General features: G+C 39.0%; 15 protein-coding genes, 1 tRNA gene and 4 pseudogenes. 12 read left to right on the forward strand and 8 right to left on the reverse strand.

Going from position 1 to position 17,361, the window contains the following annotated elements; all coding sequences use genetic code 11:
• Nucleotides 1-30 precede the first annotated feature (30 nt).
• Both IPK31_15910 and IPK31_15915 read right to left on the reverse strand, forming a co-directional pair.
• Complete coding sequence (locus tag IPK31_15910; protein MBK8089300.1) at nt 31-1,248, reverse strand: carboxypeptidase-like regulatory domain-containing protein; 1,218 nt, start codon at nt 1,246-1,248, stop codon at nt 31-33.
• A gap of 115 nt (nt 1,249-1,363) precedes the next feature.
• The gene (locus IPK31_15915; protein ID MBK8089301.1) at nt 1,364-1,939 is read right to left on the reverse strand and encodes a sigma-70 family RNA polymerase sigma factor; all 576 of its coding nucleotides are present in this window, start codon (nt 1,937-1,939) and stop codon (nt 1,364-1,366) included.
• A 95-nt stretch (nt 1,940-2,034) separates the two neighbouring features.
• On the opposite strand from IPK31_15915, the gene IPK31_15920 reads away from it, so the two are divergent.
• From IPK31_15920 to IPK31_15935, 4 genes are all read left to right on the forward strand, one after another.
• Nucleotides 2,035-3,939 carry a von Willebrand factor type A domain-containing protein gene (locus tag IPK31_15920; GenBank protein ID MBK8089302.1) on the forward strand — a complete coding sequence of 635 codons (1,905 nt, stop codon included), beginning with the start codon at nt 2,035-2,037 and terminating at the stop codon, nt 3,937-3,939.
• A gap of 62 nt (nt 3,940-4,001) precedes the next feature.
• Nucleotides 4,002-5,000 carry a T9SS type A sorting domain-containing protein gene (locus IPK31_15925; GenBank protein ID MBK8089303.1) on the forward strand — a complete coding sequence of 333 codons (999 nt, stop codon included), beginning with the start codon at nt 4,002-4,004 and terminating at the stop codon, nt 4,998-5,000.
• A 270-nt stretch (nt 5,001-5,270) separates the two neighbouring features.
• Nucleotides 5,271-6,407, forward strand: coding sequence for a hypothetical protein (locus IPK31_15930; protein MBK8089304.1), 1,137 nt, complete (start codon nt 5,271-5,273; stop codon nt 6,405-6,407).
• Nucleotides 6,408-6,433: 26 nt separating this feature from the next.
• A complete protein-coding gene (locus IPK31_15935; protein MBK8089305.1) occupies nt 6,434-6,865 on the forward strand; it encodes a hypothetical protein in 432 nt (143 codons plus the stop codon).
• A gap of 46 nt (nt 6,866-6,911) precedes the next feature.
• Here IPK31_15935 and IPK31_15940 read toward each other — a convergent pair whose 3' ends face one another.
• Both IPK31_15940 and IPK31_15945 read right to left on the reverse strand, forming a co-directional pair.
• A complete protein-coding gene (locus tag IPK31_15940; protein ID MBK8089306.1) occupies nt 6,912-7,286 on the reverse strand; it encodes a tyrosine-type recombinase/integrase in 375 nt (124 codons plus the stop codon).
• A complete protein-coding gene (locus IPK31_15945) occupies nt 7,181-7,816 on the reverse strand; it encodes a site-specific integrase (protein ID MBK8089307.1) in 636 nt (211 codons plus the stop codon). The genes IPK31_15940 and IPK31_15945 overlap by 106 nt, the downstream gene beginning before the upstream one ends.
• 173 nt (nt 7,817-7,989) lie before the next feature.
• Here IPK31_15945 and IPK31_15950 point away from each other — a divergent pair, with 173 nt between their 5' ends.
• Nucleotides 7,990-8,496 (forward strand): YkgJ family cysteine cluster protein, encoded by a 507-nt coding sequence (locus IPK31_15950; protein MBK8089308.1) that lies wholly within the window; start codon nt 7,990-7,992, stop codon nt 8,494-8,496.
• Here IPK31_15950 and IPK31_15955 read toward each other — a convergent pair.
• Both IPK31_15955 and IPK31_15960 read right to left on the reverse strand, forming a co-directional pair.
• Nucleotides 8,493-8,993 (reverse strand): GNAT family N-acetyltransferase, encoded by a 501-nt coding sequence (locus tag IPK31_15955; protein ID MBK8089309.1) that lies wholly within the window; start codon nt 8,991-8,993, stop codon nt 8,493-8,495. The two genes, IPK31_15950 and IPK31_15955, sit on opposite strands and share 4 nt — an antisense overlap.
• A gap of 107 nt (nt 8,994-9,100) precedes the next feature.
• Nucleotides 9,101-10,692: pseudogene (locus IPK31_15960) on the reverse strand (peptide chain release factor 3).
• Between the two features lie 170 nt (nt 10,693-10,862).
• On the opposite strand from IPK31_15960, the pseudogene IPK31_15965 reads away from it, so the two are divergent.
• The 3 genes and pseudogenes from IPK31_15965 (at nt 10,863) to IPK31_15975 (ending at nt 14,085) form a co-directional block, all read left to right on the forward strand.
• Nucleotides 10,863-12,112: pseudogene (locus IPK31_15965) on the forward strand (ABC transporter permease).
• Nucleotides 12,113-12,174: 62 nt separating this feature from the next.
• A pseudogene (gene tsaD, locus IPK31_15970) lies at nt 12,175-13,264 on the forward strand (tRNA (adenosine(37)-N6)-threonylcarbamoyltransferase complex transferase subunit TsaD).
• A gap of 98 nt (nt 13,265-13,362) precedes the next feature.
• On the forward strand, nt 13,363-14,085 hold the full coding sequence (locus tag IPK31_15975) for a methyltransferase (protein MBK8089310.1): 723 nt from the start codon (nt 13,363-13,365) through the stop codon (nt 14,083-14,085).
• On the opposite strand, the gene IPK31_15980 is transcribed toward IPK31_15975, so the two are convergent.
• A complete protein-coding gene (locus IPK31_15980) occupies nt 14,080-14,592 on the reverse strand; it encodes a hypothetical protein (protein MBK8089311.1) in 513 nt (170 codons plus the stop codon). The two genes, IPK31_15975 and IPK31_15980, sit on opposite strands and share 6 nt — an antisense overlap.
• Before the next feature lie 44 nt (nt 14,593-14,636).
• Nucleotides 14,637-15,839 (reverse strand): alanine dehydrogenase, encoded by a 1,203-nt coding sequence (locus IPK31_15985; GenBank protein MBK8089312.1) that lies wholly within the window; start codon nt 15,837-15,839, stop codon nt 14,637-14,639.
• Between the two features lie 113 nt (nt 15,840-15,952).
• Here IPK31_15985 and IPK31_15990 point away from each other — a divergent pair.
• From IPK31_15990 to IPK31_16005, 4 genes and pseudogenes are all read left to right on the forward strand, one after another.
• Nucleotides 15,953-16,036 (forward strand) — tRNA-Leu (locus IPK31_15990).
• Nucleotides 16,010-16,354 (forward strand): GIY-YIG nuclease family protein, encoded by a 345-nt coding sequence (locus IPK31_15995; protein ID MBK8089313.1) that lies wholly within the window; start codon nt 16,010-16,012, stop codon nt 16,352-16,354. The genes IPK31_15990 and IPK31_15995 overlap by 27 nt, the downstream gene beginning before the upstream one ends.
• 205 nt (nt 16,355-16,559) lie before the next feature.
• A complete protein-coding gene (locus IPK31_16000; GenBank protein ID MBK8089314.1) occupies nt 16,560-16,850 on the forward strand; it encodes a hypothetical protein in 291 nt (96 codons plus the stop codon).
• A gap of 2 nt (nt 16,851-16,852) precedes the next feature.
• A pseudogene (locus IPK31_16005) lies at nt 16,853-17,349 on the forward strand (SRPBCC family protein).
• Nucleotides 17,350-17,361 lie beyond the last annotated feature (12 nt).

Genomic DNA, 17,361 nt, shown 5'->3' on the forward strand with positions numbered 1-17,361 from the left:
GAAAGCGGCAGAAGATTTATATAAGCGGAATCAGAACTGAATGGTTAACCTGGCACGCTCTTTTTTACCTGTTTTTGATTTCCATTTCGGTCCTTCTTTAATAATGCGGATTGCTTCGTTGTTACAGGTAGTACAACTGGAACGTTCTACTTTCAGGTTGGCTAAAGAACCATCCGGATTTACATCAAACGAAACCTCCACTTCTTTTTTCTCAGTTGACTGTTTTTTTAAGTTAAGATCGGCTTCACGCAGGTTGTTGACGATATAGGTGCTGTAGTTTTTCCACCCATCCGCCGGTTCGCTCTCCATTTCAGTTACTTCTGTTTTCATGGCAGAAGGGCGGTCCTTATTTTTTTCATACAAGCGATCAAGGGTTGGTGCATTTGCAATAACTGATTCGTCTTTCAGTACAATTTTTTGTGTTTGATTGCTTCTTAATTGCAGGGAGTTACTGAAATAACCAACTGACTTTGTTTCTACATTCAAAACTGTATCGGATGATACGAGGATAAAATTTCCTTTTGCATCAGCGTAGGTTCCTACGCCTGATTTTACTTCTGTTATATTGGCAAAGGGAAGTGGCTGATTGTTTTCATCTACCACCACACCACTGAATTTATTAAGGTTAACAAAATTGGATTTCTTTTTTTCTTCCTGCTTTTTTACAACTACTTCATTCAAGGTTTGGTCATCATTTACTTTTGATTGAACAGCTGCTACGCTTCCACTTGCAACAGGTTGTTCTTTTACAATTGCGGGTTTTGTTTCTGCAACTGCCGGTTCATTTGCAGGTGCTGTTGTTGTTTCCAAATCCTTTACCGGCCTTTCTGTTTTATAAGAAGGTGTGGAGGCAGGAGGAGTAACAATATTCTTCGCATTGTCGTTTACTGCAACAGTGTTTGAATCAACTGCAGTTTCTGTCTGTACAGTTGATGAAGTATCTTTCTTTGTAAGTTCAGCAACTGGAGCTGTATTTTTTATTTCTGTTTGATTGAACATGCGGTACAGCACAACGGAAGCACTTAATAAAATGATCAATCCTGCAGCAATGCTCATCCACTGGCGGAAGGAACCTTTGATAACAATACCTGTTTTCTGTTTCTTTTCTTCCAGCCGTTCTTTCAGTTCTGTAAGATCGGCCTGTACATTTATTTTATCAAGGGATGTACGGTATCCATCAACTGCATCATCCAGGAACGGATCATCCATCATTGCCTGTTCAAAGGCATGCATTTCAGCAGTACTCATTTTTTTGCTGAGGTAACGTTCAATATCGTGTGCGTTGTAGTTGATCTTTTTTCTTTTACTAATGACTATTTACTTCTGTTTACTGATTCGTTGTTTTCCTTGCAGCTAAAAGCGATCAGCTTACAGCTTTTTCTTCCATACAAAGTTTCAAATTTCTCCGTCCATTCTGAATATTACTTCTCACTTTATTCCAGTCAATCCCGGTTTGTTCCATAATATCATTATAACACTTCCCCTGTAAATAGAACAAGGTAACACAGGTTTTTTGTTCTGCCGAAAGCTGTTCCAGGCATTTTTCCATACCTGTAAGTTGTTCTTCCTTCTGCATTACACCCTCCAGATGCAGCATTTCCTCCGTTTGCATAAACTGTTCGGATATTTCTACCATATGGTGGCCTTTTTCCCGGCGCAGCTGCATCAGGCAGTGGTTGCGGCTCAGGGTATAGAGCCAGCTTTTGAAATTACTTACTTCATGCTGTTTCAATTTGGTAATCAGTTCCTCGTAAATATTGATCACGGCATCCTTCGAGGTCTCAGGGTCTTTGAGGTACTTGAGGCAAACACCGTAAATAAGATCCATATAGCGCTGGTAGAGGATGGAAAGTGTGTTTAAATCACCATCCGCCCGGTAAAAATGTACCAGCTCAGTATCTGAATAGTTGTTCTTTTCTTTTTCCCGGATGAATGCCAAGTAAAACAGTTGAGGGCGGAAGTTAGGTAAAAATATTTTTCGGGCTGGTTGTGTAATTGTGAAAGTGGCTGCATCTGATTTAAAAATCACAATTTATGCGTTACATCATCACCGCAGTTATCCTGGTAGCTGCCATCATCAACACCGGTTTTTATGAACCTGTTACAATTTCAGGTAAAGTAACAGATGAAAACGGATCGCCGCTTGCAGGTGTTTCTGTTTTTGAAAAAGGAAAGAAGAACGGAACTGCAACAGATGCTGCAGGAGCGTTCAGTATGAAAGTATCAAACAGTAAGGCAACCTTAGTGTTTTCTTATGTTGGGTACTCATCCAAAGAAGTAGGGCTGAGAGAACACACTTATATATCAGTTTCATTATCGCCATCAACTCAGCCATTAGAGGAAGTGATTGTAACAGGGTATGGAGAACTTAAGAAAAAAGAAATGACTGCCTCCGTTGCTACAGTTCTTCAGGGTAAATCGGCCGGGATTTCGATCAATCGAAATTATTCACCAGGTTATATAAAAGATGAAGAAAATTTTAATACCGAAGATTATGATGGTATTACCGAAAATCGTTTCCGTAAAGTAAATGATGAGCCTCTTTCTACTTTCTCCATTGATGTGGATGGTGCATCTTACAGCAATGTGCGCCGCATGATTAACTATGGACAGCTGCCACCGGCAGGCGCTGTACGTGTGGAAGAGTTCATCAACTATTTCAAATACAAATATCCTCAGCCAGTTGATAATGATCCATTCAGTATTAATACAGAAATGAGTGTTTGTCCTTGGAATAAACAGCACAAATTAGTGATGATTGGTTTGCAGGGAAAACAAATTGCAACAGATAAACTGCCTCCATCAAACCTTGTATTCCTCATTGATGTGAGCGGTTCTATGAGCGATCCCAATAAACTACCATTGGTCAAAGCGTCATTAAAATTATTGGTTGATCAGTTGCGTGAACAGGATAATGTTGCCATTGTAGTGTATGCAGGTGCAGCAGGGTTGGTTTTACCATCTACAAGTGGAATGAACAAAGAAAAAATTATTGCAGCAATTGATAAACTGGAAGCTGGTGGTTCAACAGCAGGCGGAGCGGGAATTCAATTAGCATACAAAGTGGCCAAGGAACAATTCAAGAAAGGCGGTAACAACCGTGTAATCCTTTGTACGGATGGTGATTTCAATGTTGGTATGAGCAGTGATGATGCAATGGAACGGTTGATTGAAGAAGAACGTAAAAGCGGTGTATTCTTAACTGTACTTGGTTATGGCATGGGAAATTACAAAGACAATAAAATGCAGAAACTTGCCAACAAGGGAAATGGTAATCATGCCTATATCGATGGAATGAATGAAGCAAAGAAAGTACTGGTGAATGAATTTGGAGGAACCATGTTCACCATTGCCAAAGATGTAAAGCTGCAGATTGAATTCAATCCTGCACTGGTACAGGGGTATCGGCTGGTGGGTTACGAAAACCGAATGCTCAACAAAGAAGATTTCAACAATGATAAGAAAGATGCGGGTGAATTGGGAAGCGGTCATACCGTTACTGCCCTGTATGAAATTATTCCGGTTGGAGTGGAAAGCGAATTCCTGGAAGATGTGGATGAGTTAAAATACCAGAAGCTGCCAAAGAATAAGAAGAGTGAATTGAAGAATGAAATCATGACAATCAAATTCCGTTACAAAGAACCCGATGGAGATGTAAGTAAATTGATTGTACATCCGGTAACAGATGAAAAAGTTCCTGTTGATCAGACTTCAGAGAATTTCCGTTTCGTAAGTGCGGTTGCACAGTTTGGAATGCTGCTGCGTAATTCAGAATTCAAAGCAGATGCATCTTATGAAAAAGTGCTGAAGCTGGCAACCGGTTCATTGGGAAAAGATGAAGAAGGTTACAGGGCTGAGTTTATTAAACTGGTACAGCATGTAACAAGTATTGCGAAGAAAGAGAATAAGCACAAGGAAAGTGTGGTGATAGAAGAATAAGAACTGTCAATGGTCAGGCCGCTCAAAGCGGCCAGACCTTTTTTAATCAAAACAAATATGCCATGAGAATAAAACTGACGATGCTTTTATTGATGCTTCAATCATTTACCGTAACAGCACAGCCAACTGTTCCCAATATTGGTAAAATGCCTGGTGAAAAAAGTTCTTTAGCAAAATCTTCAGGCACCCCGGGCAAATCTCCAGTAATAATCATAAGATGCAGAGCAACAATTCAACAAGGCAATGTGCCTCTGTATGTAGTTGATGGAGTTCCTTACGAACCGGATCAAATCAAATCCATCAAGCCAAATGATATTGAGAGTATTGATATTATAAAGGCACCTTTAACTGAAGCTATTTTTAGTTGCAGGGCTCCAAGAAGCGCAGTTATTATCATCACAACTAAGAAAGCATATGAAAGGAAGTTTACAATCAAAGATTCAAAGGACAGGGTAGGGGTTGGTTTTGCAACAATCACTGCCACTTCATTGAAAACAGGTGATTCCGTTTCATTTGTGGCCAATGAGTTTGGAAGAATTAAAACAGACTTATTAAAATCGCTGGATTATAAATTAAAAATTTCAAGTGCTGGCTATAAGACCAGAGAGCTTTCTCTTAGAGATACAGCCCGGAACAGGAATGAGATTTTACTTCAACGAGATGTGATTGAACTGAAATCAGTTGATGTTGTTGGATACAGAACGATTCGTTGCAGGACTATTTCATGTGGCATGCAGGGTGTTTCAATTTGCAGATGGGTAACCAATAAACAGGGTAATCAACTTAACAATGTTTCGCCAAAATGGAATGTTTATCCCAACCCTGTTGCCCAATCAGGAACAATTAGCATATCCTTTCCAAATGTTAAAGAAGGTCTTTATCAAATCCGTTTAACAGGTTCATCAGGGCAATTGATCTACAGTTGTCAAAAACAAATCAGCAGTAAGAATCAAACAGAACAGATTCATTTAACAGCTCATACAGCGGCCGGAATTTATTTACTACAGATAGTAGATGAACAGCATAAAACAGTGCAAAGCAGTAAGCTGATTGTACAGTAACGTATTGCAAACCGGGTTATTTCGAAATGACACGGTTTTTTTGTTATCCACATTTTCCTGCTTTTGGTTTGATATTTGCAATTATCATTTTATCCCAGAGTTTCCTTATTTGTGAAACTATCCATGTATCTCAGGCAGCAAGTATTTTTAAACTTACATAAACCACGGGAAAGGTGATGAGTAATCTATTTATTTTACCGGGCAGCATTTTTACATTTAGCACAAATGAATTAATGGTCGTGTTTGCAGGGGCATTACTAAGCGGCTTTTTTGTTAAAGTCATTCTTTGATAAAGTATGGCCCCGTGCAAAAAAAGGTAATGCTGAACAGATGGAACTGGAGCTTGAAACCCTTCAGAGTAAGTTCAGTGCAGAAATAATAAAAAAGGAAGAAGAGGCAAAAAGTTTCCAGGAAGAAATGAAGCAATCAGAAAAGAAAAACTTTGATCTGCAACTGCAATACGCCAAAGCATTGAATCATATTGAAAATATGAAGTCGGGTTTGCAGGATGATGAATGGGATAGCGAAAATAATATCAATGTTACAGCCAATCAGGTATTACTTAATCTGCATAATAAAATCAGTCAGCAGGAAGAAAATCTCTTACATCTCGAACAGCGTCTTGCACAAACAGAGCAACAGCGACTTGATACTGACGTATTGTATCAACAGGAACTTACTGCGTTTTCTGACTATAAAAAACTCATTGAAGAACAACAGAAAGAAGAAGAACTGATTGTTGCGAAATTACAGAAGCAACTCAGGGAAAAGGAAGATCAGGAGAAAATATATGAAGATAAGATCAGGGCATTTGATGAAAATAAAACAGAAGAATTTTTAAAGCAGGAAATACTGCAATTGCAGAATAAATTAAATAGCCAGTCTGAAGAGTATACAGCTGCTGCAACCATTTCACAAAAAGAAGAAATAGCCATTATCCGCACAAAAGCCGAAGAAGTTTCTGCATCAATTGAAGGGTTCAGGGATCATTTAACGGGAATTTTCCGTGATGCTTATTCCTATGAACAGCTTTTGTCGAGTAATGAACGGTTGAATCAAACCATTAACCAGGTGCAACAGGAAAAGCAGATGGCAGAAGAACTGTTAATCGCATTTCAGCAGCAACATCAAACTGTACTTACAGCTGAAGCTGAACAGAAAGAATTCATTGAAACACTTCGACAGCAAATTGCTGAAAAGTCGAATGCAATGGGAGAGTTACAGCAGATCAGAGACGAATTGCAGGTATCAGTGAATGAATTAACAATGAAGCTGTCAGAAAAAGAACGTATTTCAAGAGAAATGATCCATGCTATGAAAGACATTGAACACAGGTTTGGTGGCTCGCATGAAAACTATGAAGACGGAGCGGCAGTTATGGAAAATGGCGACATGCATTACAGATAAAATTCAACATCTTTTAAAACCCTGCTATGTTATTCAATATCCATGACGTAAGAACTTCCCTTGTGGAGAAGTTTGGTGAAGCTGTTATTTATTTACAGGATTTATCAGGCAGCGAATCGTTTGTTGTGAATCCTACTTACCAGCTTTGCGTATTTAATTATTTACTGTTTGAAAAAAACTGGAAGTTTGATACGTTGAAAGATATTGCTCTTTCATTTAACCCTGAGCTGAGCAGTTGTGAATATTCTCTGCAATACCAGTTAAACAGCAAATTATTTAACAACAGGTTGAAATTACTCCTGCCTGTTAATTTTTCTAAACGACAGGTTTTTTCCCTCAGTAACCGGTATAACAATGCACTGAAAATGGAGAAGGAGATTGAAAGCATTTACAAGATTCAGTTTGTAACAAAGCCCACCAGGTTTGCAAGAATCAGGAAGCAGTTAACTGAAAAATGAATCCGATTATGAATAATTTAACGGTGCCGAATTTCTTTTGATCATTTTATTTATGACCAAAGCCCGGATGAAACTGCTCTACTGTTTTTCTTAGAAACTCCCTGTCGAGGTGCGTATATATTTCAGTAGTGGTAATACTTTCATGCCCCAGCATTTCCTGTACAGCACGAAGATCAGCGCCGCCCTCCACCAAATGTGTGGCAAATGAATGACGGAAGGTATGAGGTGAAATATTCTTTTTTATTTCAGCCTGAATGGCCAGTTCTTTTATAATCAGAAAGATCATAATCCTTGATAATTCGTTTCCATATTTATTCAGGAACAAATAATCTTCTTTGCCCGGTTTGATCTTTTGATGAACACGGATATCATCTTTATAAATAGTGATATACTTAATGGCACTGCCGCCAATGGGCACCAGCCTTTCTTTATCTCCTTGCCAATAACACGGATAAAGCCAACATCTAAATAAAGATTCGAAAGTTTAAGGTTCACCACTTCACTTACACGCAGGCCGCAACTGTACATTGTTTCAAGAATGGCTTTGTTGCGTCCTCCTTCAGGTTTACTGAAATCAATTTTATTCATCATGCTTTCAATTTCCTCAAAGCTCAATGTATCAGGTAACGCTCTCTTTAACTTTGGTGCTTCCAGTAATGCAGTAGGATCTTTTACCGTGATCTGTTCCAGCAAACAATATTTGTAAAACTGCCGCAGCCCGGAAATGATTCTTGCCTGGCTGCCTGCACTCAATCCGAGTTCTGTAATCCATTTCAGGAACTGCTGCAAGTCTTTTAATGTAAGATCAGCAGGGGCTTTCAGATTATTGATCACCTGCAGGTATTGTGTCAGCATCTCTACATCATGCAGATATGCCACCACTGAATTTTCACTCAGCGACTTTTCTAACTGAAGGTAAGCTTTGAATCCCTTTTTATACGGTTCCCACATGAACTTTCTTGAATTGAAGATTGAAAGATAAGAACAAATAGTTGCCACTAAGACGCAAAGACACCAAGAAAAATCAACAGAATTTTGGTGAACTTTCTGTCTTTGAGTCTTTGTGGCACACCTTCTGTTTTTTAAAAGCTGAATGACTATATTCGCAGCTTAATAAACTTTGAATGAAACCTTTGCATTTACCTTCTTTTAAACGTTTGATGCTTAAGAACCGCCGCCGCTTCCGTTATTTCCTTACCCGTTTGGAAACTGTGAAACCAAAAGGGCTGGATAAAATGGCAAAAGAAGCAGATAAAGAAGTGTGGGCTGAAACAGATTGCCTGAGCTGTGCCAACTGCTGCAAGACAATGACTCCAACTTTTACAAAACAGGATATCAAACGCATCTCTGCACATTTCAATCAAACGCCGCAGGAGTTCACAGATAAGTGGTTGTTTAAAGAAAGAGGTACGGGTGATATGATGAATAAAAAGCAACCCTGCCAGTTCCTCAACTTAAAGGATAACAAGTGTTCTATTTATGCGATCCGTCCTGTTGATTGTGCAACTTTCCCTCATCATACTAAAAAGGATTTTACAGAGTGGGTGCATGTGTACAAACAGAATGTTGAGTACTGTCCTGCTACCTATAAAATAGTAGAGAAGATGATGGAGAGAGTAGGCAAGGTTTAATCTTTCTTCAATTCAAATACCATTACCTCTTCCTCCTCATGTATCATTGTCCCGGTGAATTGAAAACCGCATTTCACTAACACTTTTTGCGAGCCGATATTTTCAGCTACAGTTAATGCATGTACTGTATTACTGGCAATTGTTCGGAATACATAATCAAAAGATGCTTTTACTAACTCTGTTGCTAAACCTTTGCCATGAAATGGTTTCAATAAGGCATAACCAAGATGAATATTTTCACTCTTATCTATCGACAGTAATGAAAATGAACCGGCGAACTGCTTGTCATCTTTTGTAAACACAGCAAATCGTCCAAGGCCCGGATGATCTTTATAAAACTGAAGGTTTTCTTTGAGGAATTGATCGCTTTGTTCTTTTGTCTTTGGCTCACGGATATACTGCATTATCTCCGCATCGCCATTCAGCTGAAAGAAGATGTCAGCATCAGCCTCTGTATAAGGCTTTACATATAATCGTTCTGATTCGAAAAGTATCATGACAGGTTGCTGCTTTCTTAAATTGCAATCTCAATTCTAAATAATTATGTGTCAGACGCTCTTCGAAACGTCAGACACGTTCTTACATCTTACTTCTTACATCTGACTTATCCTTCTTTGTGAATCTCACTTGTAAAATGAAACTCAATATCAGGATTATTCTGCCTTTCTGTATTCAAACACCATTCACTCTGCGCCAGGTAAACTAAATGGCCATCTTTATCCGCCGCAATATTGTTGGTTTTGAAACGGGTGAAATCCTCTAATTTCTTTTGATCCTTACTGGTAATCCAGCAGGCTTTGTAGTAAGGCATGGCCCTGAATTCAGCACTGGCACCATATTCCTGTAACAAACGGTATTGAATTACTTCAAACTGAAGTTCACCTACACAGCCAATGATTTTTTTGTTACCGCCAAACTGAGTGAACAGCTGTGCAACACCTTCATCCGTTAACTGCAGCAAACCTTTTTCAAGCTGCTTGGTCTTCATCGGATCTTTATTCACCACTTCCTTAAACAACTCAGGAGAGAAGGATGGGATGCCGGTGAAATAATAGTTTTCCCCTTCAGTTAATGTATCACCAATTTTAAAATTACCTGTATCAAACAAACCAACCACATCGCCGGGGTAGGCCTCTTCAATTACATCTTTCTGACGAGCCAGAAAAGAATAAGGGTTGCTGAAACGTACATCTTTGTCTAACCGCACATGATGATAATATTTGTTGCGTTCAAAGCGTCCACTGCAAACACGTAAGAAAGCAATACGATCTCTGTGTTTGGGATCAAGGTTTGCGTGGATCTTAAAATAAAACCGCTGAACTTATCTTCATTAACATCTAAGCGACGGGTTGAGGTGTCACGGCTTTGTGGCAAAGGAGCAATACGCACAAACGTATTCAGCATTTCTTTTACACCGAAATTGTTTACTGCACTTCCAAAGAATACCGGTGCAATTTTTCCTTTTAAATAATCATCCACATTCAGGTCGCCATATACGCCATCTACCAGCTCCACATCTTCACGTAAAATATTGGCGTCAATTTCTCCCACTTTTTTATCAAGGATGGAATCATTCAGGTCTTTGATCTCTACCACATCTTCATCACTTGCTTTGGTATTGGCTGTAAACAAAACAAGACTCTTCTTATCAAGGTCATACACACCTTTAAATTCTTTACCACTGTTGATGGGCCATGTCATGGGGTGCAAATGGATGTTCAGTTCTTTTTCCACTTCTTCCAGCAAATCAAAACGGTTCTTGCCATCACGGTCCATTTTGTTTACAAAAACGATTACAGGCGTATCTCTCATGCGGCACACTTCCATCAAACGTCTTGTCTGATCTTCCACACCATTTACACTGTCAATAACAAGAATAACACTGTCAACAGCAGTTAATGTACGGTAGGTATCTTCAGCAAAATCTTTGTGACCGGGGGTATCAAGCAGGTTGATCAACGTACCGTTGTATTCAAACGTCATTACCGAAGTGGCAACGGAGATACCACGCTGGCGTTCGATCTCCATGAAATCACTTGTTGCAAATTTTTTGATCTTGTTGCTTTTTACAGCACCCGCCACCTGGATGGCACCACCGAACAGGAGTAATTTCTCAGTCAATGTGGTTTTACCGGCATCGGGGTGAGAAATGATCGCAAATGTGCGGCGGCGTTTTATTTCGTTTTCAAATTTCATTATTTCGGTTGATGGTTCATAGTTCATAGTTGATAGAAGCTCCGGCACCTGCCATGGACTATCGACTATAAGCCATTAGCCTGTTTTTCGAGGCCGCAAAGGTACGTTTCGGCAGCTTTCCGTCTGTAATAATTTTCTTTGCACTTCAGGATTTCATTTTACATTTGAGTATGCGGAAAACTTTTGAAATTTTCTGGAACAGCCTGCAGTTCGCTATTCAGGAACTGAAAAAAAACAAGCTGCGTACATTTTTAAGTCTGCTGGGTATTACGTTTGGTATCTTTTGCATCATCAGCGTAATGGCAACAGTGGGCAGTTTGGAAAGCAATATCAAAAATGAATTCAAGTCATTTGGCAATAATACCATCTATGTACAGAAATGGCCATGGGGTGGCGGTGGCGGTGACTATCCCTGGTGGAAATATATGAGCAGGCCCAATCCTAAGTTTAAAGAAATGGCACCTGTAAAAAGAAGTGTTTCCCTTGCAAGTAATGTAGCGTTTACCTATTTCAATGCATCCAGTGTTGATTACGAAGATGTATCACTTGCAAGTGTAAACTGGTATGGGATAACTGAAGAATTTGATAAAATACAACCCGTTGAAATTGGCTGGGGCAGATACCTGACGATGAGCGAATTTGGTTATGGTTCTGCAACCATGGTAATGGGTTATAACGTAGCAGAAAAATTATTTGATAAACCTGAAGTTGCTGTTGGCAAAGTTGTAATGATTAAAGGCCGTAAAGTGAATATAGTAGGTGTGGTAAAAAAAAGGGACAAAGCTTAATTGGCGGCTGGGATTTTGATAATGTAATTATGATTCCTTACACATTTGCCAGCCAGGTAGGTAATGAAGCGAGAAGTGATGGCTTTATGATTGTAAAAGGAAGGGATAATATTCCGGTTGCTGATTTGAAAAATGAATTGCGTGGTGTAATGCGTGGTGTACGGCGTTTAAACCCAAAGCAGGAAGATAATTTTGCATTGAATGATGTTAGCAGTGGTACATCACAGATCACTTCTATTTTTAATGGTATGACCATTGGCGGTATTGCCATTACTATTCTTTCTTTTATCGTTGGAATATTTGGTGTAGCCAATATCATGTTTGTAACCGTTCGTGAACGTACAAGTATTATTGGCTTGAAAAAAGCAATTGGAGCCAAAAGCAGAACCATCCTCAGCGAGTTTTTAATGGAGAGTGCCTTTCTCTGTGTGTTGGGAGGGATCATTGGTTTGCTGATGGTATTTGGTTTAACGTTTATTCTTACAAGTGTCTTCAAGTTCCAGGTATTTATATCCTTAGGTTTATTTATTGGTGCCGTGATGGTTTGTATCGTCACGGGAATTCTTGCCGGAATTATTCCTGCATTTATTGCAGCGAGGATGGATCCGGTGGTAGCAATCGGAAGCAAATAAGCCCTCTAAATCTCCCTAAAGGGAGACTTAATGCATTAGTATCTTTGTTCATTTTTTTACAAATGCTCAACATTTATTCAACTGATGGAAAGCCCCCTTCAGGGGGTGTGGGGGTTACAATCCTTGCAATAGAGTCTTCCTGTGATGAAACGTCAGCGTCGGTTTGCCATGATGGAGTTATTCTGTCGAATGTAATCGCAACACAATCGGTTCATGAAAAATATGGCGGGGTAGTACCCGAACTGGCCAGCAGGGCGCATATGCAGAACATTGTTCCTGTTGTAGATGAAGCGTTGAAAGATGCAGGTGTTGACAGGAAAGAACTCAATGCAATTGCGTTTACACAGGCACCGGGGTTAATTGGTTCATTACTTGTAGGAACACAGTTTGCCAAATCACTTTCTCTTGCGTTGGATATTCCGTTGATTGCTGTGCATCATATGCAGGCACATGTCATTGCCAATCTTATTGGTGATGAGAAACCATCCTTCCCTTTTTTATGCTTAACGGTGAGTGGCGGACATACACAAATTGTATTATGTGAATCTCCCATTCAAATGAAGATACTTGGTGAAACAATTGATGATGCAGCAGGAGAAGCCTTTGATAAAACAGCCAAGCTGTTGGGGCTTCCTTATCCCGGGGGACCATTGATTGATAAGTATGCCCAACTGGGCAATGCCAACCGGTTTAAATTTCCTGAGCCGCAGATCCCTGATTTGAATTTCAGTTTCAGTGGATTGAAAACTTCTATTCTCTATTTCTTAAAAAATGCCGGAACAAGTTTATTGTTTAAAGAAGAATTTCTTGCAACAGAAGAAGAGCAGAAAAAAATTTGTGGAAGAAAATCTGAATGATATCTGTGCATCTGTTCAGCAGCGCATCGTTTCAATTCTGTTGAATAAGTTGAAGAAGGCATCGCTGCAAACAGGCATTAAACAAATTTGCCTGGCAGGTGGTGTAAGTGCCAACAGCGGATTGCGTAAAGCATTTATTGAAATGGGTGAGAAGTATCACTGGAAAACCTTTATTCCTTCATTTGAGTATTGCACCGATAATGCAGGTATGATTGCCATGACGGGCTATTATAAATATTTAGATACTGATTTTGCATCTTTAAGTGTAAGCCCAAGTGCAAGGGCGGAGTGGTAAGAAAGTTTTTAGCCATCAGCTGCAAGCCTTAAGCTTTTTAAATAATTATATTATGTATCGTTTTTTATACTTGTAGCTAATTGCTGACAGTTTTTCTTATGGCAAACTCATATTTTCAATTCAAACAGTTTACGGTTCAACAGGAGAGGGCTGCTTTAAAAGTAAGCACGGATAGTTGTTTGTTTGGAGCGTGGGTGGCAGATGAAGTAAGAAGTATGAAGGAAGATGTAAGAAGAGTGCTTGATATTGGAGCTGGCAGTGCTTTGCTCATGTTAATGCTGGCGCAGAAATGCAATGCAGCAATTGATGGAATTGAAATTGATGAACCTTCTTATCAGCAGGCGAAAGAAAATATCGAAGCCTCCCCATGGGAAGAACGCCTGGAGTTATTTCATGGAGATGTAAAACAGTTTCAGTTTCAGCAGAAATATGATTTCATCATCAGTAATCCGCCATTTTATGAAGGTGATTTAAAATCAGGAGCATCGAACAGAAATGTGGCGATGCATGATGAAGGGCTGAAGCTGGATGAGTTGTTAGAAGTGATTGATGAAAATTTATCTATTGATGGAAGTTTTGCAGTTCTGCTTCCTTATCATCGTGCAGAACAGTTTATAACATTAGCTGGTAAGCACGGATTGTTTCTTTCACAACAAGTCAATGTGAAGCAAAGTATAAAGCATGGGTACTTCAGGTCGATGTTGTTATTTAATCGTTGTCAAAATACAGCTCTTGGTGAAGAACTTGCAATTAAAGATGAAAACAATCAATACTCTGTAGATTTTATTGCATTATTGAAGGAATACTACCTGTATTTATAATTCAGCCATTTGTTTAAGATCAAGCACTTTACTAATTAATTGTACTATTTTCTTTCCTGATTGATTTCCAAGGATGATAAACTCTCTTTTTTTTCCTTCTTTGGTTGTTATATATACTTTTCCATCATGAGGATAATAACCCATTCCCCGTTTGCTTTTTTCATCGTGATAAACTTTAATTATGCTTTCTTTCTTTATAATAAAATTTGATTTGTTGGCTATAATTATACTTCCGTCTGTTAAATTAGTATCTATTATTTGCTGAATAAATTTTGCTTTAATGTAAGAATGAGGATCTGATAAGTCTCCCTGAATTGATAAAGAGTTGGTTATTTTTCTTGTTATTCTGTCTCCTCCAGATTCTATACTTACAATCCCGTTAACTTTAATACCAATTAAAGAATCAGATGTGAGTAAAATAAGGTAGGTTCTATTGAGTATAAGCATATGATACTCCATTGCTACAAAATGGTTTAACTCATTTAATTTTAATTCTCTTAACGTCATTTATGAGCGAATGATTTGATAAATAAAATAAATGCTTAAAACAGTCAACGCAACCCAGCATATTCTTTCAGGTAACTGTATTCTTCAGACAATTGTCCCTTCTTCAGAATAGTAGCCCTTTCCAGTATAGGTGAGCCTCCTTTTGCCAAATCTTCCAGCACATACTTAATCAGTTGTTCGCCAAAATACCTTGATGCATCTCTTGGCAATTCATTAGGCAGATTACCAACAGCCATAATATCAACTGAATTAGGAAGATATGGAGCTGTTTTTTGAAGAGTTGTTCTGTCAACTCCATAAACCGGATCTGAAATGGTTGAATCACCGATGTTGACTGGGATTGATCCTCCGGTATCATTGGTAATATCGGCAATGGTTTTAATCTTGAAGGATGGATCACGGAATTCATCCAGCTTAAACAATGGCGGAATGCTTTTATCCCAGTACACACCATTCATTAAAATATCTGTGTGCTTTACAAAGGGAGAGAAACTGCATTTGTAGTCAGTTGGATGTTCATGGAAATTATCACGGTTATAAGTGCCATCATCTTTTCGTTCGTAGAGATCTCTTCCTTTTAAATGAACATATACGGGGTATTCATACTGACGGTGCAGATAATCAAATGGCTCCACTTCATTTACACCGAGCAGGTTCATAATTTCCAGCAAACCATGTGCAACACGACCGCTCCCCGTAATAGCAATTTTTATCTTCGGCAGTTTCATTCCAAAGTAAGTATGAATGAGCTGACGGTAATCTCTTACATCGCCTACACGTCCCAGTTTGAAAGCTCCAGTGCGGTTACCATAGGCCATAATACCGTTATGAGCACCAACAATGCCTGCAAAAAAACCGAAACCAATGATGCGCTGACCATCTTCATGTGCTAAACATTCATAATCGATCAGGGTAATATTCTTCTTCACCATAGCCTGCATCAGCTTTTGATTATGCTCCTGGGCCTTTTTGGTATGAGAGAAAAAAAGATAGGTTTTGTTGAGAATCAGCTGATCAACAGGTACCTCTTTTATACCGAATAAGATATCACATTCACTTACATCATCTTTCACTTCAACTCCGGCAGCCTTGTATTCCCTGTCAGTAAAGCTTCTGGAGGAAGATGACTGAACAATTACTTGTACATCTGCTGAGTTTTTATGAATCCATTTACATTGAGCCGGTGTAAGTGCCACCCGGTTATCTGCCGGTATTTTTCCTTCCCTGATGAGTCCTAATTTGAGCATGCAAGTCGTTTTAACGGTTTGCAAGATAAGATATCAGGGTTTTGTGATTTGTAAAAAATTTCATGCAAAAGCAAAGTTTCTGTAATATTGCAGCCCAAACAAAAAGTTCTTAAGCCCATGTGGCGGAATTGGTAGACGCAGCAGACTCAAAATCTGCCATTCGCAAGGATGTGAAGGTTCGATTCCTTTCGTGGGCACAATTTTTTTTCCCGTTCTTCAACTTTGAAGGCGGGTTTTTTGTTTCTATGATTTACGTGTATGTTTTAGAAAGCTTGAATGATGCCACCTGGTATACAGGCATGGCAAAGGATGTGTATGTTCGTTTGAAAGAACATAATGCAGGGAAAAATCGATTTACAAAAGGACATCTTCCGTGGAAAATAATTTATACAGAACAACATACTGATTGGGCATCTGGAAGAGTCAGAGAGAAATATTTAAAATCAGCAGCTGGTAAGCGTTGGTTAATTAAATATCTTAATGAGCAAGGATGTGAAGGTTCCCTGCCCGAATGACTTCGGTCAGGCGGGGATTCCTTTCGTGGGCACAATTTTTTTTTCCCGTTCTTCAACTTTGAAGGCGGGTTTTTTGTTTTAAGATGGTACAGCTCTGACGCCATCGTCTGACGGGTAAGCCAAACGCAAAAAAAGATATCAAAATCATATTTTCTGCAACTTAATTGTTCCCTCTTTGTTTATAGAAGGAACAATAACACAAACCATGAGAAAGGGCATTGCAGAAGCAAAAGCAGCTACCATTGAATTCAGCAGTAAAGCATTGGATCTTTTATTAAGCAAGGGGTTCAAATTTGTACAGATCAAAGGACTGACAATGGATAAGCATTATGATTATGTTGAACCGCATTACCTTGTTCTTGTCCCTTACAGGGAACTGCCAACAGATCCTTTGAAGAGGGATATTTTTGAACCAATTAAAAGTGAACTGCTGTATCAATGGGCTGCAGAAAAAAACGAATTCCCCGAAATCATCATTGCAAATAAGCAAAACTAATCATGGCTACTTACTCGTTGAAAACTGTACAGAAAATTCCTGTTGATCTGGATACTGCATGGGCCTTCTTTTCCAATCCTGCCAACCTGCAGGCAATTACTCCTGGTAATCTTGGATTTAAAATTTTATCAAAACATCATGGCGACATCATGTATCCGGGGCAGATCATTGAATATAAGGTAAGTCCTGTATTGGGTATTCCTGTTTACTGGATGACGGAGATAACACATGTAAAGGACAAGGAATATTTTATAGATGAACAACGCTTCGGGCCTTATGCACTCTGGCATCATCAGCATCATTTCAAAGCAATTGAAGGAGGAGTGGAGATGACGGATATTGTTCATTACCGCAATCCATTGTGGTTATTGGGAGACTTGGCTAATACTTTTTCATCCGCAATCAACTGAAACAGATTTTTGAATTCCGGTTCAAGAAAGTAAATGAACTGTTTGGAAACTGGCCTGAGCCTGAGTTGAATTTTGTTCATTTTCAATAAGCATTTCTGTAA

Source organism: Chitinophagaceae bacterium, from assembly GCA_016713085.1.
GTDB lineage: Bacteria > Bacteroidota > Bacteroidia > Chitinophagales > Chitinophagaceae > Lacibacter.